This is a genomic window from Obesumbacterium proteus (genome assembly GCF_001586165.1).
GTDB classification, from domain to species: Bacteria; Pseudomonadota; Gammaproteobacteria; order Enterobacterales; family Enterobacteriaceae; genus Hafnia; species Hafnia protea.
Genome location: NZ_CP014608.1, coordinates 1036344 through 1058713, shown reverse-complemented (window position 1 = coordinate 1058713; position 22370 = coordinate 1036344). Strand labels below are relative to the sequence as shown.

General features: G+C 51.0%; 18 protein-coding genes. 11 read left to right on the top strand and 7 right to left on the bottom strand.

Annotated features, from left to right (window positions below):
* Positions 1–3: 3 nt before the first annotated feature.
* Together DSM2777_RS05000 and DSM2777_RS04995 are read right to left on the bottom strand one after the other, a co-directional pair.
* Positions 4–1185, bottom strand: a complete 1182-nt coding sequence (locus DSM2777_RS05000; RefSeq protein ID WP_061553331.1) for an amidohydrolase — start codon at positions 1183–1185, stop codon at positions 4–6.
* Between the two features lie 15 nt (positions 1186–1200).
* The gene (locus tag DSM2777_RS04995; protein WP_061553330.1) at positions 1201–2406 is read right to left on the bottom strand and encodes an MFS transporter; all 1206 of its coding nucleotides are present in this window, start codon (positions 2404–2406) and stop codon (positions 1201–1203) included.
* A 191-nt stretch (positions 2407–2597) separates the two neighbouring features.
* On the opposite strand from DSM2777_RS04995, the gene DSM2777_RS04990 reads away from it, so the two are divergent.
* Entirely contained in the window at positions 2598–3509 is a 912-nt protein-coding gene (locus DSM2777_RS04990) for a LysR substrate-binding domain-containing protein (protein ID WP_061553329.1), read from the top strand.
* Positions 3510–3514: 5 nt separating this feature from the next.
* On the opposite strand, the gene DSM2777_RS04985 is transcribed toward DSM2777_RS04990, so the two are convergent.
* Positions 3515–3922, bottom strand: a complete 408-nt coding sequence (locus DSM2777_RS04985; RefSeq protein ID WP_025799244.1) for an OsmC family protein — start codon at positions 3920–3922, stop codon at positions 3515–3517.
* Between the two features lie 330 nt (positions 3923–4252).
* On the opposite strand from DSM2777_RS04985, the gene crp reads away from it, so the two are divergent.
* Both crp and DSM2777_RS04975 read left to right on the top strand, forming a co-directional pair.
* Positions 4253–4885, top strand: coding sequence for a cAMP-activated global transcriptional regulator CRP (gene crp / locus DSM2777_RS04980; RefSeq protein ID WP_004090925.1), 633 nt, complete (start codon positions 4253–4255; stop codon positions 4883–4885).
* Between the two features lie 43 nt (positions 4886–4928).
* A complete protein-coding gene (locus DSM2777_RS04975) occupies positions 4929–7007 on the top strand; it encodes a YccS/YhfK family putative transporter (protein ID WP_046460044.1) in 2079 nt (692 codons plus the stop codon).
* Here the strand turns inward: DSM2777_RS04975 and argD are convergent.
* On the bottom strand, positions 7004–8224 hold the full coding sequence (gene argD / locus DSM2777_RS04970; protein WP_061553328.1) for a bifunctional acetylornithine/succinyldiaminopimelate transaminase: 1221 nt from the start codon (positions 8222–8224) through the stop codon (positions 7004–7006). The two genes, DSM2777_RS04975 and argD, sit on opposite strands and share 4 nt — an antisense overlap.
* A gap of 225 nt (positions 8225–8449) precedes the next feature.
* Here argD and DSM2777_RS04965 point away from each other — a divergent pair, with 225 nt between their 5' ends.
* Positions 8450–9979 carry a helicase HerA-like C-terminal domain-containing protein gene (locus tag DSM2777_RS04965; protein WP_061553327.1) on the top strand — a complete coding sequence of 510 codons (1530 nt, stop codon included), beginning with the start codon at positions 8450–8452 and terminating at the stop codon, positions 9977–9979.
* 87 nt (positions 9980–10066) lie between these two features.
* Entirely contained in the window at positions 10067–10642 is a 576-nt protein-coding gene (locus tag DSM2777_RS04960; protein ID WP_046360104.1) for an aminodeoxychorismate synthase component II, read from the top strand.
* A gap of 64 nt (positions 10643–10706) precedes the next feature.
* Here DSM2777_RS04960 and ppiA read toward each other — a convergent pair whose 3' ends face one another.
* Positions 10707–11273: a peptidylprolyl isomerase A gene (ppiA, locus tag DSM2777_RS04955; RefSeq protein WP_025799256.1), complete on the bottom strand. Its 567-nt coding sequence runs from the start codon at positions 11271–11273 to the stop codon at positions 10707–10709.
* A 428-nt stretch (positions 11274–11701) separates the two neighbouring features.
* Between ppiA and DSM2777_RS04950 the strand changes: the two genes are divergently transcribed.
* The 3 genes from DSM2777_RS04950 (at position 11702) to tsgA (ending at position 15443) form a co-directional block, all read left to right on the top strand.
* The gene (locus tag DSM2777_RS04950) at positions 11702–13009 is read left to right on the top strand and encodes a 6-phospho-beta-glucosidase (RefSeq protein WP_061553326.1); all 1308 of its coding nucleotides are present in this window, start codon (positions 11702–11704) and stop codon (positions 13007–13009) included.
* A 66-nt stretch (positions 13010–13075) separates the two neighbouring features.
* Entirely contained in the window at positions 13076–14053 is a 978-nt protein-coding gene (locus DSM2777_RS04945; RefSeq protein WP_061553325.1) for a LacI family DNA-binding transcriptional regulator, read from the top strand.
* A 205-nt stretch (positions 14054–14258) separates the two neighbouring features.
* Positions 14259–15443 carry an MFS transporter TsgA gene (gene tsgA / locus DSM2777_RS04940; RefSeq protein WP_025799261.1) on the top strand — a complete coding sequence of 395 codons (1185 nt, stop codon included), beginning with the start codon at positions 14259–14261 and terminating at the stop codon, positions 15441–15443.
* 69 nt (positions 15444–15512) lie between these two features.
* Here the strand turns inward: tsgA and codA are convergent, their stop codons facing one another.
* Positions 15513–16796: a cytosine/isoguanine deaminase gene (codA, locus tag DSM2777_RS04935; protein ID WP_061553324.1), complete on the bottom strand. Its 1284-nt coding sequence runs from the start codon at positions 16794–16796 to the stop codon at positions 15513–15515.
* Positions 16786–18057: a cytosine permease gene (gene codB / locus DSM2777_RS04930; RefSeq protein WP_046460051.1), complete on the bottom strand. Its 1272-nt coding sequence runs from the start codon at positions 18055–18057 to the stop codon at positions 16786–16788. The genes codA and codB overlap by 11 nt, the downstream gene beginning before the upstream one ends.
* A gap of 360 nt (positions 18058–18417) precedes the next feature.
* Between codB and nirB the strand changes: the two genes are divergently transcribed.
* From nirB to nirC, 3 genes are all read left to right on the top strand, one after another.
* Complete coding sequence (nirB, locus tag DSM2777_RS04925) at positions 18418–20970, top strand: nitrite reductase large subunit NirB (RefSeq protein ID WP_061553323.1); 2553 nt, start codon at positions 18418–18420, stop codon at positions 20968–20970.
* Complete coding sequence (gene nirD / locus DSM2777_RS04920) at positions 20967–21299, top strand: nitrite reductase small subunit NirD (protein WP_025799268.1); 333 nt, start codon at positions 20967–20969, stop codon at positions 21297–21299. The genes nirB and nirD overlap by 4 nt, the downstream gene beginning before the upstream one ends.
* A gap of 195 nt (positions 21300–21494) precedes the next feature.
* Complete coding sequence (gene nirC, locus DSM2777_RS04915; RefSeq protein ID WP_061553322.1) at positions 21495–22298, top strand: nitrite transporter NirC; 804 nt, start codon at positions 21495–21497, stop codon at positions 22296–22298.
* The last annotated feature ends 72 nt before the right edge of the window (positions 22299–22370 follow it).

Sequence of the window (22370 nt, the reverse complement as noted above, 5' to 3'; positions counted from 1 at the left end):
CGATTATTCGGCCATTAATAGATACTGAATAAAGCCCAGATGTAGCTTCAAGCCGATACGCATAGCGTCTTCATCCAATTTAAATTTTGGATTGTGGACGCCATAAACTGCACCCAAATTTTCATTCCCGCTGCCGATAAACAGGAAACAGCCCGGTACTTTCTCCAGATAAAAAGAGAAGTCCTCGCCGCCAAACATCGGCGCGGGCATTTCAAGCACGGTTTCTTTTCCGAGTTGCCGCTCAATAACCTCACGCGCAATCCGGCTCGCCTCAACGTCGTTATTGCCGATGGTATAGCCTCGCGTCCAGCGAATATCATAATCCGCTCCGTGCGCCTGCGTAATTCCTGCGACGGTTTGCTCAACCAGCTGCGGCACTTTCTCACGCACGCTCGCCACATGAGTGCGCAACGTGCCAGCCAAAGCAGCCGTTTGAGGGATCACGTTGTAGCCGCCCTCTGATTTAAACGTCGCAACGGTTAATACCGGCGTCTGCAAAGGATCGATTTTACGCGCAACGATATTTTGCAGCGCAGTCACCACTTCAGCGCCAATAACCACCGGATCGATACACAGCTGCGGCATAGAGCCGTGGCCGCCTTTTCCTTTGATGGTGATATCAAAGTTGTCGCTGGATGCGCAAAACACGCCCGATTTCCAGCCCACAACCCCCGTTGGGAAATTCGGCATGACGTGCAAACCAAAAATCATGTCCACGCCGTCTAAAACACCGAGCTTAATCAGCTCTTGTGCGCCACCGGGCGGAACTTCCTCAGCGTGCTGAAATATAAAGCGCACCTGTCCACGTAATTGGCGGTGACATTGAGCTAAAACGCTGACAGCGCCCATCAGCATCGCCGCATGCGAATCATGCCCACATGCGTGCATCACACCAGAATGCGTTGAGGCAAAAGACTCTTCGCTCTCTTCCTGAATCGGTAATGCATCAATATCAGCGCGTAACGCATAGCGAGGGCCGCTCAATGCCCCCACTAAATCAACCACCACGCTGTTATTCGTCGGGCGTGATATCGAAATGTTCTCTACACGAGACAGTTGTTCGGCAATATAGTCGGCTGTTTTCTGCTCTTGGAAGGAGAGTTCAGGGTGTGCGTGAATATGCCGACGCCAACGAATAACATCCGGCATAACAGATAACAACATAGCATCAAGTTCAAATTTCATCGTACATCTCCCCCGTTACGCAGCTTCACGAACTGGGCGATAGGTTTTACCTGCCAACGGCAGGATCACCAGCCCAGAGACAATCATCACCACAACTAGAAAAACAAAAGTAGAAAAATAGCCTTGGCTCATCTTCACCAGGTACCCCATGGCAATCGGCGCGACAAAGCCGCCCAAGGTACCGCCGGTGTTAATAATCCCCATCGCGGCGCCCATTACGTCAGTCGGCAAACGTTTCATTGGTAAAGTGAAAACGGTGACAAACGACGCCATGAGGAACACATAACCGAAGAATAAAAACAGGCTGGCCGAAATAGCCGAAGACGTGGCGTAAACCAACCCAATACACACCGCGCTCAGCAACGAACAGCTGCAGACCACTTTGTGCTCTTTACCCTGCATGTATTTGCCAACGAAATAACCGGTGCACAAAGACGAAATCCACATCCCTAATCCGCCCGCCGCCGCCACTAAACTGGATACGCCCAGCGGCAGCCCACGATTTTGCACCAAGAATTTAGGCAGCCATGCCATCAGACCGTAGGACGGAATGTTCAAACAAAAAATGGCGATAAACAGCAAAATAACGATAGGACTTTTCAACAGCTGGCGATAAGGCACGCTCTGCCGCTGCGGAGAAGATATTGGCAATGCTCTTTGTGGATTTGGCACCAGCCATAAAATGCAGCCAGAGATTATAAATGCCAAAATCCCCAACGACGCAAAAGACCCGCGCCAGCCAATATGCTCAAGGCAATATACCGCCACCAGCGGGCCTAACGTCATCGCCAGTCCTGCCGAAGACAACAGAATAGACTGAGCAAAAGTACGCTGCTCAACGGGAAAATTCGCCGTCACCGCTTTCGCACAGGAGGTTGGATAGCCCGCATGTCCCATACCCGCTAGAAAACGAAACGTCAGCAATAAACCAAAAGTGAGCCCCAACCAGCCAAAGCACATAGCAAACCCGCCCAGCAGGAACAGTGAGCTACACAAGACTTTTTTGAATCCGAAGCGATCGTTAAGCCAACCGGCGGGGATCTGGAAAATAGAATAGGCGAGGAAAAAAACGCCGGTGATATAGCCTAATTGCTCAGGCTGGAGTGAAAACTCACGTTCGATAGGTAGCAGAGCAAACCCCACCACGGTTTTGTCGATATAAACGATGGCGTAACCGATAAACAGTAAAAAAATCATCAATGAACGGCGCTGAAATTGCATAGCCAAACTCCTCGCTGAACGGCGTCAACCCTGACAGAGGCTCAAACGCATAGGGGTGCTTATGTGATGTGCATCGCTTTCTTTTTATTAACTGCGCGCCAGATGGCATTGATGAAAATATCGTCTTTACCCACACCGTGTAAGATGTCATTTTTTTGGGGGTGATGCTTTTTATTGATAGGGGAAGCGCGGTGAAATATCTGCCAAAAATTCAGCAGTTAAAAACGTTTCAGGAAGTGATTCGTCGCGGAAGTATTCGCGCCGCCGCACGCGCATTAAACCAGTCACAGCCAGCAATAAGCAGAGCGATCAAAGAATTGGAACATACGCTGAATACGCAGCTTATCGTGCGCGGAGCCAAAGGAATGATGCTGACTGAAACAGGAAGCGCGTTTGCGGCACGCTCGCAGCTTATTTTGGAAGAACTACAGCGCGCGGCAGATGAAATTGAGCAGATAAGCCAATATTCTCAAGGATCAGTTTCTGTAGGCTTTTCATCGCTAATTGCGCTAACCGTGTTTCCTCAGGCCGCTGATACCTTTAAGTCTCAGTTTCCACAGGCCAATATACACGCCAAAGAAGCGCAGCTCTCGACGCTTCTACCGGCTTTGCGTGAAGGGCGACTCGATTTTGCCATCGGCACGCTAACAGCCGAAACCACGCCAATAGATCTGGTACGTGAGCCGTTATTTGAATCGCCCTTTTGCATTATCGCTCACCGCGACAACCCATTTTCTCAAGCGAAATCGTTAGAAGAGCTGAAGCACGCAAAATGGCTGATACCCGAAACCGATATGGGTTATTACCAGCAGCTAGAATCCGCCATGGGGAATTTTTACCACCAGCTTAGCCAATCACCGATCCGAACGGACTCCGTGGTTTGCGGATTAAGCATGGTGCAACAGGCACAATATCTGACCATCGTGGCTCGGGCGATGCGGACTCCGCTGGGATTAGGCAATACGCTCTGTGCATTGCCTATCGACGATTTACCCACCGCCCAATACTGCGTGTTCTATTCGCAAAAATCGCCGCTCACCTTAACGGCGCGGCGATTCCTGGATTTATTACGTTGGGAATGCCAAAACTATGCTTGGGAGTAAAAACGTTACTCAACCACGATAGTTTCAAAGCTGTGAGTAATATTCACCGCCTGACCCAACATCAGCGCTACCGAGCAATACTTCTCGGCCGATAAGGCAACCGCACGTTCAACGGCTTTATCGGTCAGCCCTTTGCCGGTAACCACAAAATGCAGATTGATATGAGTAAACAAACGAGGGGCTTCTTCACGACGCTCAGAGGTTAATTTCACTTCACAGTCGCGCACGTCCAGTCGCCCTTTTTGCAAAATTGAAACCACGTCAATCGCACTGCATCCACCCGCAGACATCAGCACCATTTCCATTGGGCTTGGTGCTTTGTCGCCAGCGTTTCCATCCATAAGAATCTGGTGTCCTGAAGCGGATTCACCCAGAAAAGTCATCCCTTCAACCCATTTCACTCGTGCCTGCATGTTTATCACCCCTTTGGTTAAATTTTGGCATCAGACTACGCTTTCTATAAAAAACAGGCAATCCGAGGCCTCACTTCTTGATGCTGAAGCGAGACAACACAAGACACCTGCACAAAGCTGTGCTACAAACTATGCCGAAATGGATCTTTATGGATTGAAACGGGTATAGATCAATAACTCTAGGAAATAATTACCTTAGCCTATTACTCTATATCTCGATTATGAAGTGCTATAACAAGTTAATAAGCAAAGCCCCGTGCCACGATAAGCACACTGTCAGGATCAGTATCCCGATATTAGGGCAGCGATAACAACAGAGGATAATAGCGAATGGTTCTCGGCAAACCGCAAACAGACCCGACTCTTGAATGGTTCTTGTCTCATTGCCATATCCACAAGTATCCGTCCAAAAGTACCCTGATCCACCAAGGTGAAAAGGCTGAAACCCTGTACTACATCGTTAAGGGCTCCGTTGCTGTATTGATTAAAGATGAAGAAGGCAAAGAAATGATCCTTTCTTATCTGAATCAGGGCGATTTCATTGGTGAACTAGGCTTATTTGAGGAAGGGCAAGAACGTAGCGCCTGGGTTCGTGCAAAAACCGCCTGTGAAGTGGCTGAAATTTCCTACAAGAAATTCCGCCAGCTCATTCAGGTCAATCCAGATATTCTGATGCGCCTTTCTGCTCAGATGGCTAGCCGCTTACAGGTTACCTCTGAAAAAGTCGGCAACCTTGCGTTCTTGGACGTAACCGGTCGTATCGCTCAGACCCTGCTGAATCTGGCCAAACAGCCAGATGCCATGACTCATCCAGATGGTATGCAGATCAAGATCACTCGTCAGGAAATTGGCCAGATCGTTGGCTGCTCCCGTGAAACCGTTGGTCGTATTCTGAAGATGCTGGAAGATCAAAATCTGATCTCCGCACACGGAAAAACCATCGTCGTTTACGGCACTCGCTGATAGATGACGCCCGTGTAGCCTTGCTGCACGGGTTTCTTTGGCTATGTGGCGGCGGTTCATCTACCACCCGGAAGTCAACTACGCACTGCGTCAAACGCTGGTGCTGTGTCTTCCTGTGCTATTCGGTCTGTTGATAGGTAATCTACAACTTGGGCTGATGTTCTCTTTAGTTCCCGCCTGCTGCAATATTGCCGGACTCGATACCCCACATAAACGCTTTATCAAACGCTTAGTCGTTGGCGGCAGCTTATTTGCCTTTAGCAGTTTTCTGCTACAGCAATGCTTACTTTGGCAAATTCCCCTACCGCTGATCATGCTCGGTTTGGCTTTATTGCTCGGCGTTAACGGTGAGATTAGCCCGCTACATGCGCGACTTATGCCAGCAGCGCTGGTTGCCTCTATTTTTACCCTGAGTATGGCGGGAAGCGTGCCGATCTGGCATGGGCCACTGCTGTATATTGTCGGTACTATTTGGTATGGCGCTTTCACCTGGTTTTGGTTCCTGCTGTGGAAGGGGCAACCGATCCGCGAAAACCTCAGCCAGCTTTACGTTCAGCTTGGCGACTACATGGAAGCCAAGTACAGCCTGCTAACTCAGCATATCGATCCTGAAACCGCACTGCCTCCGTTGCTGCAACGTCAGCAAAAAGTGATGGATCTTATTGCTCAGATATACCAACAAATGCACATGCTTTCGTTGGTGCATAATCCTGAATACAAACGCCTGCTGCGCTATTTTCAGGTCGCATTAGATTTGCAAGAACACATCACCGTTAGCCTGTCTCAGCCCGATGAAGTACAAAAGCTGGTCGAAAAAAGTCAGGCCGAAGCGATTTTACGCCGCAATGCTCAGGTCATTACAGAACGGCTCAAAACGGTTGCTGACGATATTTTATATCACCGTTATCCCCAACATTTCTCGATGGATAACGAGCTATCTGCGCTAGAAAAACTGTCTAATCAGCACCCAGATAACCCCGTTGGCAAATTCTGTTACTACCATTTTAGCCGCGTGGCTCGCCTACTCGAGCGCCAACGCCCATTATATCAACGCAATCTGATGTCCACTCAGCAACGGCTTCCCTTCTGGCCTGCGTTGCGCGCCTATCTTTCGTTAAAGTCAGTCGCGCTGCGCAACGCCGCACGATTAGGCATTACGCTGGCGGCAGGCAGTAGCCTCGGCATGTTATTTCATCTGCCAAAGCCCTATTGGGTTTTGCTGACGATCATGCTGGTGATCCAAAATGGCTATAACGCAACGCGCGTTAGGATCCAGCACCGTGCGCTAGGCACTTTCGTTGGGCTAATTGCTGCCGCAGGACTGCTCCAGCTCAACCTGCCGTTGAACGTCACGCTAAGCTGCATGCTGGTGATAACCATCGCGGCTTATTTAGTTCTCAGGAAAAATTACGGGCTGGCCGTGATTGGTTTCACCATCACGGCGGTGTATACGCTCCAGCTGTTACAGCTTAACGGGCTACATTTCTTAGTTCCGCGTCTCATCGATACGGTTCTCGGCTGTATTCTTGCCTTTGCCAGCACCATCTGGCTGTGGCCACAGTGGCAAAGCGGCTTGCTGCGTAAAAATGCGCATCAGGCATTAGAAGCCTATCAAGACGAGCTGCGCCTTTTACTGTCGCCTGAACCTAAAACGGCTGCGCTGGCCTATGCGCGCATGAAAGTGAATCAGGCACACAACGCCGTCTTTACTTCGCTGAATCAGGCGATGCAGGAACCGGGGTTTGATTCACGCTATTTAACGGATATGCGCCTGTGGATCACCCACAGCCAGTTTATCGTTGAGCACCTCAATGCCATGACGATCCTCGCACGCGATCACTACATGCTTACCGAGAATCTGGCACAGGATTATTTGCAGCGTTGTGAAATTGCATTGCAGCTTTGCCAGCAACGTTTGGAGCACGATGGTCCAACGCTCAATGACAACGCCGCCGTATTTCAGTCTGACGATCAAGAAACTAACGGGATGCCCGTTACGCAAATTGAAGTGCATCTGCGGCGCATCATTGCGCACTTACGCGCCATGCATACCATTTCGTCGATAGCATGGCGGCAACGGCCACATCACGGGATTTGGATGAGCCGTAAACTCAGGGATTAATGACCGCCTACGACTTTGGCAATGGCTTTTTCCAGCCGTGCCATGCCTTCATGGATATCGGCAAACTCGACAACCAGCGATGGCGCAAACCGTAGAATATCCGGCCCTGCATTCAGCAGCATCAGTCCTTCACTGGCGGCAGCATGTAAGATATCTCGCGCCTTACCGTGATAGGCAGGGCTCAGTTCAGCGCCCAACAACAGCCCCATTCCACGCACCTGAGTGAAGATATTGTATTGGGCATTGATCTTCTCCAGCGCTTCCACAAATAGGCCATGGCGCTCTTCAATTCCCGCCATCACCTCAGATGTATTGATCACGTCCAAAGCCGCCTCAGCAACCGCACAGGCCAGTGGATTACCGCCATAGGTGGTACCATGGGTGCCTACCTGCATGGCGCTGGCAATTTCATGAGTTGTTAACATGGCGCTAATCGGAAAACCGCCTCCCAGCGCTTTGGCGGTGGTGAGAATATCCGGCGTTACGCCGTAGTGCATGTAGGTAAAGAGTTTACCGGTTCGGCCCATGCCACTTTGTACTTCATCGAACACCAACAACGCCTGATGCCGATCGCAAAGCTCACGCACGCCTTGCAAGAAGCTTTGCGTCGCAGGCATTACGCCGCCCTCGCCCTGAACGGGCTCAAGCACCACTGCACAGGTATGATCGTCGATAACAGCGCGAACGGCGTCTAAATCATTAAATGGCACATGCACAATGTCGGCAGGCTTCGGGCCAAAGCCGTCTGAATATTTTGGCTGACCCCCCACGGAAACCGTAAATAAGGTACGGCCATGAAAGGCGTGGTGGAAGGCAATAATCTTGGATTTAAAAGGGCTAATTTTGCTGGAAGCATAGTAACGAGCCAGTTTAAACGCCGCTTCGTTTGCCTCCGCGCCGGAGTTTGCAAAGAAGACACGCTCGGCAAAGGTGGCATCAATCAGTTTTTGTGCCAGACGTAGCGCAGGCTCATTGGTGAAAACATTACTCACATGCCACAGCTTTTCGCCTTGTTCATGTAGCGCAGCAACCAACGCAGGATGACAATGCCCTAATGCCGTCACGGCAATACCGCCCGCAAAATCCACATACTCTCGCCCTTGCTGATCCCACACTCGGCTCCCTTTACCGCGCACGGGAACGAAATCTGCCGGTGCATAGATAGGCAACATCACCTTTTCAAATGTGTCTCTTGCAACTGCCTGCTGCTTCGCCATCACTTTTCCACCTTATTCACATCGCCAACAACGATTTGCCAGCCATTTAATGAAAATATAATCACAAAATATGCATAATAAATCATTTTATGGCAACCGTAATTTGCGTTTGTTTTGCTAAAACCTCCCCGCTCAATAACAACGGTTAAAGTTGAGACTAAGATTCAGCGTGCTTATACTTTGAACTTGGAAGTTACGTTCCGCCTCTTCACTTAAGGACTGACCATGAGCGCTCCGCTTACCATTGCTAAGAATCAAAAAGTCACGCTGCAACTTCTTCCGGCGCTGGCCAACCGCCACGGACTGATTACCGGCGCAACGGGTACGGGTAAAACCGTGACCCTACAAAAAATGGCAGAGCAGTTCTCTCGTATTGGTGTTCCCGTCTTCTTGGCCGACGTAAAAGGCGACTTGTCAGGTATCGCCGCTGCCGGCACGCCTTCCGATAAATTACAGAAAAGATTAGATGCTTTGCAGGTTACCGACTGGTCGCCGCAGGCGTGTCCGATTATTCCGTGGGATATTTTTGCCGAAAAAGGCCATCCTATTCGTGCCACGGTGTCAGATTTAGGCCCGCTGTTGCTGTCTCGCCTGCTGGATTTAAACGATGTGCAATCCGGCGTGTTGCAGCTGGTGTTTAAGATTGCCGATGACAGCAACCTGCTGCTGCTCGATATGAAAGACCTTCGCGCCGTGGTGCAGTTTGTGGGTGATAATGCCAAACAGTTCACCACCCAGTATGGCAATATTTCTACCGCGTCTATTGGCGCGATTCAGCGCGGATTACTGACGCTGGATCAGCAAGGCGGCGATCATTTCTTTGGCGAGCCGATGTTGGATATCAAAGATCTGATGCGCTGCGACGCCAATGGGCAAGGCATTATTAATCTGCTGGCCGCCGACAAACTGATCAATCAGCCGAAGCTCTACTCCGTATTCCTTCTGTGGCTATTGGCCGAGCTGTTTGAACAGCTACCTGAGGTTGGCGACGTTGAGCAACCAAAGCTGGTGTTCTTCTTCGATGAGGCTCATTTGCTGTTTAACGACGCGCCTAGCGCCCTGCTGGATAAAATAGAGCAGGTGGTACGACTAATCCGTTCTAAAGGCGTCGGGATCTATTTCGTCACCCAGAACCCACTGGATATCCCCGACAATGTTCTCGGCCAACTGGGCAATCGCGTTCAACATGCGCTACGTGCGTTTACCCCACGCGATCAAAAAGCCGTGAAAGCCGCAGCGCAAACCCTGCGCGCGAATCCCGAATTCAGCACCGAGCAGGCTATTACCGAGCTGGGCGTAGGCGAAGCGTTGGTTTCATTCCTTGATGAAAGCGGCCGTCCCACCATCGTTGAGCGCGCGATGGTTATCGCCCCCGAATCCCGCATGGGACCGTTAACCGCCGATGAGTTGAATCACGCTCTAAACCATTCACCGTTATATGGTCGCTATGACGAAGCCGTCGATCGCGAATCCGCCTATGAAAAAATCACCCAGCAGGGTTTCAGCACGGTGGAAAGCGGCGATGAAAAGGCCAGCGCTGACGACGTGAAAAAACCAGAAGCTAACGCGCAAGAAGGCGGCGGATTGATGGGCAGCTTGAATGAAATTCTGTTCGGCACCACCGGTCCTCGCGGCGGTAAGAAAGATGGCGTGGTACAAACCACCGCAAAAAGCATGGCGCGTCAGGTAGGAAGTTCGCTCGGCCGCCAAATTTTGCGCGGCGTTTTAGGCTCGATTATGGGCGGGCGTAAATAACCCCCTGCTTTCTTATGCTCTTACTTATGCCCCGCATGATTTATCATCGGGGCATCTGATGTCATTTCCGTACAAAGCGAACCTCTGATGCTGTTGCTGATCGATAATTACGACTCCTTTACCTACAACCTCTACCAATACTTTTGCGAACTCGACGCCGACGTCATCGTCCGCCGCAACGACGATCTCACGCTTGAGCAAATCGAAGCGCTGGCACCTTCACATCTGGTGATATCACCTGGGCCTTGCACGCCAAACGATGCTGGGATTTCTTTAGCCGCCATCGAACACTTTGCGGGGAAAATACCGTTGTTAGGCGTGTGCTTAGGTCATCAGGCATTGGGGCAGGTTTTCGGTGCTAACGTGGTTCGCGCCCGTCAGGTCATGCATGGCAAAACCAGCGCAATTCGCCACACCAACAGCGGCGTATTCCATGGCCTAAACAACCCGCTAACGGTAACGCGCTACCATTCACTGATTCTGGAAAAAGAGACGCTGCCCGACTGCTTGGAGATCACCGCGTGGAGTGAACGCAACGGCGAACCCGACGAGATTATGGGCGTGCGACATCGCACTCTAGACGTTGAAGGCGTGCAGTTTCACCCTGAAAGCATTTTAAGCGAGCAGGGCCACCAGCTATTGAAGAATTTTTTGCAGCGCTAGAAACAAAATTCCCGCCAACAGCGGCGGGAATCTCAGCTCATAACATCAAACCGAATGTCAGAGATTATGGCAGTACTTTTACCGACGTAATTACGATCGGCTTAGAAGGGACATTCTGGTATGGGCCGACGTTCTCAGTACGTACCTGAGCAATTTTGTCTACCACGTCCATTCCCTTTGTCACTTTACCAAATACCGCGTAGCCAAAATCACGCTGGCCATGGTCTAAGAAGGCATTGTCGGCCACGTTAATGAAGAACTGGCTGGTTGCGCTGTCTTTTTCCGCGGTACGCGCCATGGCGATAGTGCCGCGCAGGTTACGCAAACCGTTATCGGCTTCGTTTTTGATTGGCGCATTCGTGGTTTTCTGCTGCATATCCGCAGTAAATCCACCACCCTGCACCATAAAACCAGGGATCACACGATGGAAAATCGTGTTGTTGTAATACCCGCTGTTCACGTAGTCGAGGAAATTCTTCACCGACACCGGCGCTTTTTGACTATCCAACTCAATTTCAATATTACCAGCGGTCGTCGACAGTAAAACATGGCTGTTGGCAGCCAATGCGGCCGGAGCCAATACCGTCAGCGAAAATAGCGCGGTTAGGGTGACGAATACTCTCTTGAACATGACACATCCTTTCTCAGCGGGCTTTTTCAAAGCAGGTGAACAACAAATTAACTTATCGATTCTAATTAGGCGCCAGCCTATAAGCTACCCATTTACTCACATTTACTTAACGATGGGATAAGTCTGAAAAAATGCCGCCTCTTAGCGACGAAAAACACCTAATTTTGTAATCAAGATCACACTTCATCCTCCACCTAATTATTCAAAAATGAATTTTTGCGAACTGACTCGCAAACCAATTGATGGAAGTTGCTAGTCTTAAACCTAAATGAGAGCGCTCTCATTTTATGATTAACACAAAATACGCGATCTGATTTATCAGGTTTATGAGGCGGGTGATAAACCCCAACGCTATTTATCTCGCTGCTCCTCGTGTTGTCCTGATGATCATCGAAACCCTCATTGCCAGATAAAACGGAGAAACTCGCATGATCCCGATAAAAGTTGCCATCATCGGCGGAGGCAGTAGTTATACACCGGAGTTGGTTGAAGGCATTATTCAGCGGGCTAAGCAAATTCCGCTGTCTGAACTGGCATTGGTTGACGTTGAAGCAGGCCGTCACAAGGTGGAGATCATTGCCGATCTCACTCGTCGAATGCTGGCGCGCAATGGCTTTGAGCAGGTGAAGGTCAGCGTCCATTTCACCCCCGACGATGCCATTCGTGGAGCCAGTTTTGTATTAACTCAGCTGCGCGTAGGTCAGCTACCGGCGCGTGCGGCCGATGAACGTCTCGGCTTAAAGTTTGGATTAATTGGGCAAGAAACTACCGGCGTCGGCGGTTTTGCCAAAGCGCTGCGCACTATTCCGGTGATGCTAAACATCGCCCGCAAAGTCGAACAGCTGGCTCCCGATGCCTGGATCATTAACTTCACCAATCCAGCAGGCATCGTTACCGAAGCAGTTTCTCTCTATACCAAAGCCAAAATCATTGGCCTATGCAACGTTCCCGTCACCATGCACCACATGATTGCCAAAATGCTGCAACGGCCATATCGAGACGTCCAGCTACGTTTCGCAGGCCTCAACCATATGGTTTGGGTGCATCAGGTCACCGCTGATGGGCAAGACCAGACGCAACGGGTGATCGACATGCTCTGCGACGGCGCAGCACTCACCATGAATAACATCAAAGAAGAGCCGTGGCCGCCGGAGTTTCTGCGCGCGCTAGGTGCCATACCCTGCCCCTACCATCGCTATTTCTACCGAACCCGCACGATGCTGAAAGATGAAATCACCGAGGCTAGCGCCGAAGGCACCCGCGCAGAACAGGTGATGGAAGTCGAGAAAGCGCTCTTTGCGCTGTATGCCGATCCTCATTTAGACCATAAACCAGAACAGTTAAGCTTCCGCGGCGGCTCATTTTATTCAGAAGTTGCGCTCGAGCTCATGTGTGCAATCCACAATAATCTTGGCACCCGTTTAGTCGTCAACACGCCAAACCGTGGAGCCATTCACGATCTGCCTGCCGATGCCGTTATCGAAACCGACTGCATCGTAGATGCTCAGGGCGCGCACCCGCTCGCATTCGGTTCGCTACCCGTTTCCATGGTTGGCCTCACGCAACAGGTAAAGTCTTTCGAACGCCTGACGATCGAAGCCGCCGTACACGGTGACCGAAAATCTGCGCTGCTAGCGCTGGTCACCAACCCATTAATTGGCGATGCCGGACTGGCTTCACCTTTATTGGATGAAGTGCTAGCCGTAAACAAAGCGTATCTGCCACAATTTAATTAACCGCAATCCCCTCGTTGCTTCGCCGCAAGGAGGGTTTTAGATCCCATCATCATAAGGAATTTGACCATGACGACGCTTGAAGACGTTGCTGCATTTGCCGGTGTTTCTCGCGCCACCGTTTCACGCGTGGTGAATGGCGATAGCAACGTCAAAGAAAAAACGCGTCTCATGGTTGAAGCCGCCATCACCGAGTTAGGCTATAGCCCACACCCAGCCGCACGGGCGCTGGCGTCTAACCAAAGTCAAACGATCGGCTTAGTCACAACCTCTTATCGCGGTGGTTTTTTTGGCGCACTGATGGATAACGTGCAAAGCGAAGCCGAAAGCCGCCGTAAACAGCTTCTGGTGACTCAGGGAAAAAATAGCGCTGACAACGAATGGCAGGCCATTCAGCGTTTATACAACCTACGCTGTGATGGGCTGATCCTGCACGTGAGAGCGCTGAGCGATGAGCAACTCTGCACGCTGGCGCAAGAAGGCAAAGCCTTTATGATTTTGGATCGTTTGGTGCCAGGCCTTGAAGATCGCTGCGTTGCCTTCGATCATCACCGCGCCAGCCAAATGGCCACCAAACAGCTGATTGATTTAGGCCATACAAAAATTGCCTGTATCAGCGGCCCTTCCTCTCGTCATTCCAGCCAGCTACGCCGCCAAGGTTTTCTCGATACGATGAACGCCGCCGGACTGCTGCCCGTGGCCTGTTTAGAAGGTGACTATGATATGCAAAGCGGTTATCAGATGGCGGACAAACTTTTGCAAAGCCGCCGACCGACCGCGATCTATTGCTGCAATGAAGAGATGGCGATTGGCGCACTGCTGGCGATTACCGAACATCGCTTAACGATCCCAAACGATATCTCGCTGATTTGCTATGACAGCGGCGAACGGGCGGCCTTTGTGCGTCCTGCATTAACCAGTATTCATTTCCCTATCACCGATATGGCTCGCCACGCCACCGAACGCCTTATCGATCCCGAATGCACACCGGAAGTTTTTATGCCTACCATCATCGATCGTGGTTCGGTCATTGCCGCCAAAAGGTAATCAGTGACGATCTGAGTGCAATAATTTCTACTCAGATCGCTTTTGTAAGAAACTCATTCATATCGTTACAGCAAAAAATCGACATATATCACAAAAATCGCCTACAACTATGCTAGGATTCGCCGCCTTGTGGGATCGATTATTCTTAGTTTGATCCTTCGTAAATACTTTCCTATTTCTCAATACTACTGACACGGGCCTTGCTATGACCAACAGCAACCGCATTCGCCTAACATGGATCAGTTTCTTCTCCTATGCGCTTACCGGTGCATTGGTGATCGTCACCGGGATGGTGATGGGCAATATCGCAGAATACTTTAATCTGCCGATTTCCAGCATGAGTAACACCTTTACGTTTCTTAATGCCGGTATTTTGGTCTCTATTTTCCTTAACGCATGGTTAATGGAAATTATCCCTCTTAAACGCCAGCTGATTTTCGGCTTCGTGCTGATGATCTTAGCCGTTGCGGGCCTGATGGTCGGCCACAGCTTGGTGATGTTCTCCCTGTGCATGTTTGTACTGGGCGTAGTGAGCGGGATTACCATGTCTATCGGTACCTTCCTCATCACCCATATCTATGAAGGTCGTCAGCGTGGCTCACGCCTGCTGTTCACCGACTCCTTCTTCAGTATGGCGGGGATGGTATTCCCAATCGTTGCCGCTACGCTGCTGGCGAATCACGTGACGTGGTACTGGGTTTACGCCTGCATCGGCGTGCTGTATCTGGCCATTTTCGTCCTGACGCTGATGTCTGACTTCCCTATTTTGGGGCAGAAAAAAGACGACCAGAGCGAGCCTGTAGTAAAAGAGAAATGGGGTATCGGCGTTCTCTTCCTGTCGATTGCCGCACTGTGCTACATCCTCGGCCAGTTGGGCTTTATCCAGTGGGTACCAGAATACGCCAGCAAACATTTCAACATGAGCATCGAAGAAGCTGGCGCATTAGTCAGTAACTTCTGGACTGCTTATATGGTTGGGATGTGGATCTTCAGCTTCATTCTGCGTTTCTTCGATCTGCAACGCATCGTGACCGTTCTGGCTGCGCTCTCTACCGTGATGATGTATCTGTTCGTCACCACCGAGCAGGTTGGCATGCTGAGCCTGTACATTCTGGGTCTGGGCTTTGTCAGCAGCGCAATTTACACCACGCTGATCACGCTGGGCTCGCTGCAAACCAAAGTATCTTCACCAAAGCTGGTGAACTTCATTCTGACCTGCGGCACCATCGGTACCATGTTGACCTTCATTGTGACTGGCCCAATCGTGGCAAAAAGCGGTGCTCACGCAGCGCTGGCAACAGCCAATGGCTTGTACCTTGTGGTCTTCGTGATGTGTTTACTGTTGGGCTTCGTGACGCGTCACCGCCTGCACGGTCACAGCACTAAATAAATCGGGTTCTTCCTGATAAAAAAAACCGGCCTATAACAGGGCCGGTTTTTTATTGCCGCAACAACGCGATTAACGTTTAAAGTCGACGGTTTCAGACTGCCCTAAATGCAGGGTGGTTTTCGCTGGCTGGGTGCAGGCAATCACTGCGCCGTGACGAACGGAGTAGCGAACAGGAACCTGACGACGCACCGCATCAAAACCACTCTCTGCCGGTAATACGATCAGATTCGCACTGTTCCCCGCCGCAATACCATAATCCGTTAGATTCAACGTTTTCGCACTGTGGTGGGTAATCAAATTCACACCATCGTCAATTTGACCATAGCCCATCAGCTGGCAGACATGCAGCCCCATATGCAATACCTGCAGCATATTTGCCGTACCCAGCGGATACCATGGATCAAACACGTCATCATGGCCGAAGCAAACGTTAATGCCGGATTCCAGCATCTCTTTCACGCGGGTAATGCCACGGCGTTTTGGATAGGTATCGAAGCGTCCTTGCAGATGAATATTCACCAGTGGGTTCGCCACAAAGTTAATCCCAGACATCTTCAGCAAGCGGAATAAACGCGAAGTGTAGGCACCGTTATAGGAGTGCATCGCCGTTGTATGACTCGCGGTTACGCGTGCGCCCATGCCTTCTCGGTGTGCCAGCGCGGCAACCGTTTCAACAAAGCGAGATTGTTCGTCATCGTTCTCATCACAGTGAACGTCGATCAGACGGTCATATTTTTGCGCCAACGCAAACGTCTTATGCAGAGACTCCACGCCGTATTCGCGGGTAAATTCAAAGTGTGGAATAGCACCAACCACGTCTGCACCCAGACGCATCGCCTCTTCCAACAGCGCCTCGCCGTTGGGATACGACATAATCCCTTCCTGTGGGAAAGCAACGATTTGCAGATCAACCCACGGAGCCACTTCCTGCTTCACTTCTAACATCGCTTTCAGCGCCGTTAGCGTGGCGTCAGAAACATCCACGTGAGTACGCACATGCTGAATACCGTTGGCGATTTGCCATTTCAGGGTTTGCCATGCGCGCTGTTTTACATCTTCATGGGTCAATAGCGCTTTGCGCTCGGCCCAGCGCTCAATACCTTCAAACAGGGTTCCAGACTGGTTCCAGCTTGGCTGTCCCGCCGTTTGGGTGGTATCCAGATGAATATGTGGCTCAACAAAAGGCGGTAACACTAAGCCCTGCTCAGCATCCAAACATTTCGTTGAAGCAGGCATCACGTCAGATTGCGCTTCAATTGACGTTATTTTTCCGTCTTCAAGATGGATCTGCCAGAGCCCTTCTTTCCCCGCTAAGCGAGCGTTAATCACCGCCTGTAATGTGTTATTCGGCACCGTTTGCCTCCGCATTTGTTATTGTTGATCCTGCTGTCATTGCAGTTTTACGATTTAGAATTGGATTAAGCACCAGATAGCTCAGCGCTCCGCCCAGCACCGCGTTCACCGGAACCACACCCGGCAGCCAATGGCCGGCGGCAATCCCCAGCGCGACGGCCAGAATAGCCACCCAGTTTACGTTCATCATACGCGCGGTAGCAAAGTGCTCATAGCGGCGACGGTTCATCAGGTAGTCAGCGATGATAACGCCGCCAACCGGTGGGATAGCCGCAGACAAGAACGTCAACCAGCCAACAAAATTGTTATACAGCCACAGCGCGCAAATAGTGCCGATGATGCCGTTAATGATCGACAGCGTTTTACTCGACATACCGGTAATGTTGGCAAAACCCAAGCCCGAGGCGTAGAGCGCATTGTCGTTGGTGGTCCAGATATTCAGCCCCAGCACCACAATGGCGGGCAGCAACAGACCTTGAGCAATCATGACATCAGAGATATCCGCCATGCCCAATGCCGCCGCACCGGCCGCGCCAAAAATAAACATCAAAGAGTTACCGAGGAAAAATGCCACCATCGAAACCAGCACCGCCATTTTGGCATTACGCCCGAAGCGTACAAAGTCAGCGGTTAACGTTCCTGCGCTGACAAAAGAGCCCACCACCAGCGCCAAAGCAACGTTAAAATCTAAAGGCTCAGCCGGAACCACAGATTTCAGCGCATCTAACCCCCCCATGCCGTGCACCGCGAGCCAAACTGAGTAGCCCCCCAGGCAAGCAATAGCCGGAACCGCAACCACCGAAAGCACCGTTAACGCTGAAATACCAAAGAACACCGTTACCGTCATCAGCAACCCGGAAATCGCGATCAGCCAATTGATATCGAGCCCGGTGGCTTTTCCTACCGGAATAGCAAACATCGCCACGCCGACTCCAAACCACCCTACCTGCGTTCCGCCCAGCAGCAGTGATGGCAGCCAAGAGCCTTTAACACCAAAAGAGAATCGCGCAAGAAGATGTGTGGTGAGGCCAGTTTTAGCGCCGATGTAACCGAGAATAGAAGTGTAAATACCGAGAAGAAGATTACCGAGGAGTACTGCGAGGAAGAAATCATGATAACTAAGACCGGTTCCGAGAGCACCTCCGGTCCACATACTGGCAGAAAAGAAGGTTAATCCCAGCATGACGAACGTCAATGCTAATACCCCTTTCCGCGCCGACTGCGGTACAGGCCCCTGACTATAGTTGTTATCTTGCGACACGACATTCCTCCTTTCGCTGTTTTCAGGCCAAAAAATCCGCCGCATTCTATTCCTCTGCCTACAAAAAGCAATCGTTTTCGTATGGGTAATAAAAATTTTATATATTTCTCATCATTGAACCGCTCCACTTTCAAGATTGCTTAAAAATAAAACAAAATAGCATTTCACTTTTCATGGCTCTTTTATTATCAAACTGACACGTTTCAGCCAAAGTTGCGAAAAATCCGCAACTTAACAAAATATCAATAAAATCAGATAACTACCACCTTAGAGGTATATAGGGGTCAAATTGATTTACATCAATAAGTACAAACTACGGAGGATTATGGTAGGCGTAGGATTTTAAAATTTGAGGCAAAAATGAGCAAAATTAGACTCGCCATTATCGGTAACGGGATGGTCGGCCACCGCTTCATCGAAGAACTATTAGAAAAGGCTGAACCGAATCAATTTGAGATTACCGTTTTCTGTGAAGAGCCTCGTGTCGCCTACGACCGAGTTCATCTTTCTTCCTACTTCTCACATCACACCGCCGAAGAGCTGTCGCTCGTTCGAGAAGGCTTCTACCAAAAGCACAACGTCAACGTGCTAGTCGGTGAACGTGCGATTACGATCAATCGCAGTGAGAAAATCATCTATTCCAACTCTGGCCGTACTATCCAGTACGACAAGCTGATTATGGCAACCGGATCATACCCGTGGATCCCGCCAATCAAAGGCAGCGAAGGTCAGGATTGCTTTGTTTATCGTACTATCGAAGATCTTAACGCCATTGAGTCCTGTGCACGCCGTAGCAAACGCGGTGCCGTGGTCGGCGGCGGCCTTCTCGGCTTAGAAGCCGCTGGTGCGCTGAAAAATCTGGGCGTTGAAACTCACGTTATCGAATTTGCACCGGTATTAATGGCTGAGCAGCTCGACCCGATGGGCGGCCAGCAACTGCGTGAAAAAATCGAGCGTATGGGCGTGCGCGTTCATACCAGCAAAAATACCCAAGAAATCATTCATTCCGGCAGCGAAGCGCGTAAAACCATGCGCTTTGCCGACGGCACCGAGCTTGAAATCGACTTCATCGTTTTCTCAACCGGTATCCGCCCGCAGGATAAACTGGCGCATCAATGTGGCTTAGCCACTGCGCGTCGCGGCGGGATCGTGATTAACGATCAGTGCCAAACCTCCGATCCTGACGTGTACGCTATCGGCGAATGCGCATCATGGAACGACCGTACTTTCGGCTTGGTTGCTCCTGGTTACAAGATGGCTCAGGTCACCGTTGACCACCTGCTTGGCAACGAAAACGGCTTCCACGGCGCAGATATGAGCGCCAAGTTGAAACTGCTGGGCGTAGACGTCGGCGGCATCGGTGATGCACACGGCCGCACCGAAGGCGCTCGCAGCTACGTTTATCTTGATGAAAGCCAAGAAATCTACAAACGCATTATCGTCAGCGCCGACAACAAACGCCTGCTCGGCGCGGTGTTGGTGGGCGATACCAGCGACTATGGCAATCTGCTTCAGCTCACGCTCAACGATATTGAACTGCCAGAACACCCAGACAGCCTGATCCTGCCTGCACACGCGGGCAAAGGTAAACCGGCTATCGGCGTGGAATCATTGCCAGAAACGGCGCAGATCTGCTCCTGCTTTGACGTCAGCAAAGGCGACATTATCAAAGCGGTCAACGCGGGCTGTCATACCGTTGCAGCGATTAAATCGGCAACGAAAGCCGGTACCGGCTGCGGCGGCTGTATTCCGCTCGTGACTCAGGTGCTTAACGCCGAGTTAGCGAAGCAAGGTATTGAAGTCAATAACCACCTATGCGAACACTTTGCCTATTCGCGCCAAGAGCTGTATCACCTCATCCGCGTCGAAGAGATTAAATCCTTCAACGAGCTGCTGGAAAAATACGGCAAAGGCTACGGCTGTGAAGTGTGTAAGCCAACGGTCGGCTCTCTGCTGGCGTCATGCTGGAACGACTACATTCTGCAACCGGAGCTCACTCCGCTGCAGGATACCAATGACAACTTCCTTGCGAATATTCAGAAAGACGGCACCTACTCGGTGATCCCTCGTTCTGCTGGCGGTGAAATCACCCCAGAAGGCCTGCTGGCCATCGGCCAGATCGCACGCGAATACAACCTGTATACCAAAATCACCGGCTCACAGCGTATCGGTATGTTTGGCGCGCAGAAAGACGATTTGCCCGCGATCTGGAGCAAGTTGATTGAAGCAGGCTTTGAAACGGGTCACGCCTATGCCAAAGCACTGCGCATGGCAAAAACCTGCGTCGGCAGCACCTGGTGTCGTTACGGCGTAGGCGACAGCGTTGGCTTCGGCGTGGAATTAGAAAACCGCTACAAAGGCATTCGTACACCGCACAAAATGAAATTCGGTGTCTCCGGCTGTACGCGTGAATGTTCAGAAGCACAGGGCAAAGACGTCGGTATTATCGCCACCGAAAATGGCTGGAACCTCTACGTATGTGGTAACGGCGGGATGAAACCACGCCATGGTGATTTGCTGGCTGCCGATCTCGATCGCGAAACGCTGATCAAATACCTCGATCGCTTCATGATGTTCTACATCCGTACCGGCGATAAATTACAGCGTACATCTGTTTGGTTAGAAAGCTTGGAAGGCGGTATCGACTACCTGCGTTCCGTCATCATCAACGATAAACTCGGGATGAATGCCTTGCTGGAGCAAGAAATTGCCCGCCTGCGCGAAAAAGTAATCTGCGAATGGACTGAAACCGTAAACACCCCAGAAGCACAGGTACGCTTCGCTCACTTCATCAACAGCGATCAACGTGACCCTAACGTTCAGATCGTGTCTGAACGCGCTCAGCATCGTCCTGCACGCCCAGACGAGCGTATTCCTGTCACCCTGATCGCAACCGAGGAGGCTAACGCATGAGCCAGTGGATTAATGTTTGCCCGTTAAACGATATTCTGCCCGGCACCGGCGTGTGCGCTTTGGTGGGGACTCATCAGGTCGCGGTGTTCCGTCCTTACCAAGATGAGCAGGTTTTTGCCATCTCCAATATCGATCCTTTTGCCGGTTCAAGCGTGCTATCTCGTGGATTGATTGCTGAACATCAGGGCGAGCTGTGGGTTGCTAGCCCGCTGAAAAAGCAGCATTTCCGCTTGGTAGATGGACTTTGCCTCGAAGACGAAGCCCATTCCGTGCCGCATTTTGCAACCCGTTTGGTTGATGGGTTTGTGCAGGTACGTTCGGCGGATTAATCATCGCAAAATCCCCCTCCTAACCTCCCCCTTCTCAGGGGGAGGGACAGACGGTGCCATACCGAAACATAAATAGTTGCCCTCTCTTACCCAGATGAGGGCAGGTAAACGGTGCGCAACGCTTTCCTCTGCAAGGGGGAAAATGAGGGGGACATTCAAGAATTCGTTTTTTAACCTTAAATCATGGAAGCCAGTATGTTTACCGACACCATCAATAAATGCGCAACCAATGCGGCACGCATTGTTCGCCTGAACAAAGATAACCCGTTTGGATTTTGGATTAGCTCTGCGATGGCGGGGGCTTATGTTGGCCTCGGCATCATTCTGATCTTCACGCTCGGCAATATGGTTGAACCCGCGCTGCGTCCTTTGCTTATGGGCGCAACGTTTGGTATCGCCTTAACGCTGGTGATCATTGCCGGTTCTGAGCTGTTTACCGGCCACACCATGTTCCTCACGCTGGGCGTTAAAGCAGGCACCATTAGCGGAGGCCAGTGGTTAGCCATTCTGCCGCAAACGTGGTTGGGCAATCTGATCGGTTCAATCTTCGTTGCCGTTTTATATTATTACGGTGGCGGAAGTTTACTGCCTGTCGATAGCAGCTTAGTACACACCGCCGCACTGGCGAAAACCACGGCACCCGCTGCCGTGCTGTTCTTCAAAGGCGCGCTGTGTAACTGGCTGGTCTGTTTAGCGATTTGGATGGCGCTACGCACTGAAGGTGCTGGCAAATTCTTGGCCATTTGGTGGTGTTTGCTCGCATTTATCGCCTCTGGCTACGAGCACTCGGTTGCCAACATGACCCTTTTTGCCCTATCTTGGCTCGGCAACCACAGCGAATCCTTTACCCTGAGCGGTATCGGCCATAATCTGCTGTGGGTAACTCTGGGTAATACATTATCCGGTGCGGTCTTTATGGGCCTTGGCTACTGGTATGCAACGCCGCGCGCACAGCGCCCGGTAACGGAAGCCGCGGCACAAAAAAATCAGACTGCTTAATGATTTTATGGCGCATCGCTCAGGCGGTGCGCTATTTTTTGCCGAAGCAAATTTCCGTAGTGAGGATTGTTG

Excerpts from the sequence above, each read along its gene's own strand:
- DSM2777_RS05000 (WP_061553331.1), bottom strand. The coding sequence starts at position 1,185 with ATGAAATTTGAACTTGATGCTATGTTGTTATCTGTTATGCCGGATGTT.
- DSM2777_RS04995 (WP_061553330.1), bottom strand. The coding sequence starts at position 2,406 with ATGCAATTTCAGCGCCGTTCATTGATGATTTTTTTACTGTTTATCGGT.
- DSM2777_RS04985 (WP_025799244.1), bottom strand. The coding sequence starts at position 3,922 with ATGCAGGCACGAGTGAAATGGGTTGAAGGGATGACTTTTCTGGGTGAA.
- crp (WP_004090925.1), top strand. The coding sequence starts at position 4,253 with ATGGTTCTCGGCAAACCGCAAACAGACCCGACTCTTGAATGGTTCTTG.
- DSM2777_RS04975 (WP_046460044.1), top strand. The coding sequence starts at position 4,929 with ATGTGGCGGCGGTTCATCTACCACCCGGAAGTCAACTACGCACTGCGT.
- argD (WP_061553328.1), bottom strand. The coding sequence starts at position 8,224 with ATGGCGAAGCAGCAGGCAGTTGCAAGAGACACATTTGAAAAGGTGATG.
- DSM2777_RS04965 (WP_061553327.1), top strand. The coding sequence starts at position 8,450 with ATGAGCGCTCCGCTTACCATTGCTAAGAATCAAAAAGTCACGCTGCAA.
- DSM2777_RS04960 (WP_046360104.1), top strand. The coding sequence starts at position 10,067 with ATGCTGTTGCTGATCGATAATTACGACTCCTTTACCTACAACCTCTAC.
- ppiA (WP_025799256.1), bottom strand. The coding sequence starts at position 11,273 with ATGTTCAAGAGAGTATTCGTCACCCTAACCGCGCTATTTTCGCTGACG.
- DSM2777_RS04950 (WP_061553326.1), top strand. The coding sequence starts at position 11,702 with ATGATCCCGATAAAAGTTGCCATCATCGGCGGAGGCAGTAGTTATACA.
- DSM2777_RS04945 (WP_061553325.1), top strand. The coding sequence starts at position 13,076 with ATGACGACGCTTGAAGACGTTGCTGCATTTGCCGGTGTTTCTCGCGCC.
- tsgA (WP_025799261.1), top strand. The coding sequence starts at position 14,259 with ATGACCAACAGCAACCGCATTCGCCTAACATGGATCAGTTTCTTCTCC.
- nirB (WP_061553323.1), top strand. The coding sequence starts at position 18,418 with ATGAGCAAAATTAGACTCGCCATTATCGGTAACGGGATGGTCGGCCAC.
- nirD (WP_025799268.1), top strand. The coding sequence starts at position 20,967 with ATGAGCCAGTGGATTAATGTTTGCCCGTTAAACGATATTCTGCCCGGC.
- nirC (WP_061553322.1), top strand. The coding sequence starts at position 21,495 with ATGTTTACCGACACCATCAATAAATGCGCAACCAATGCGGCACGCATT.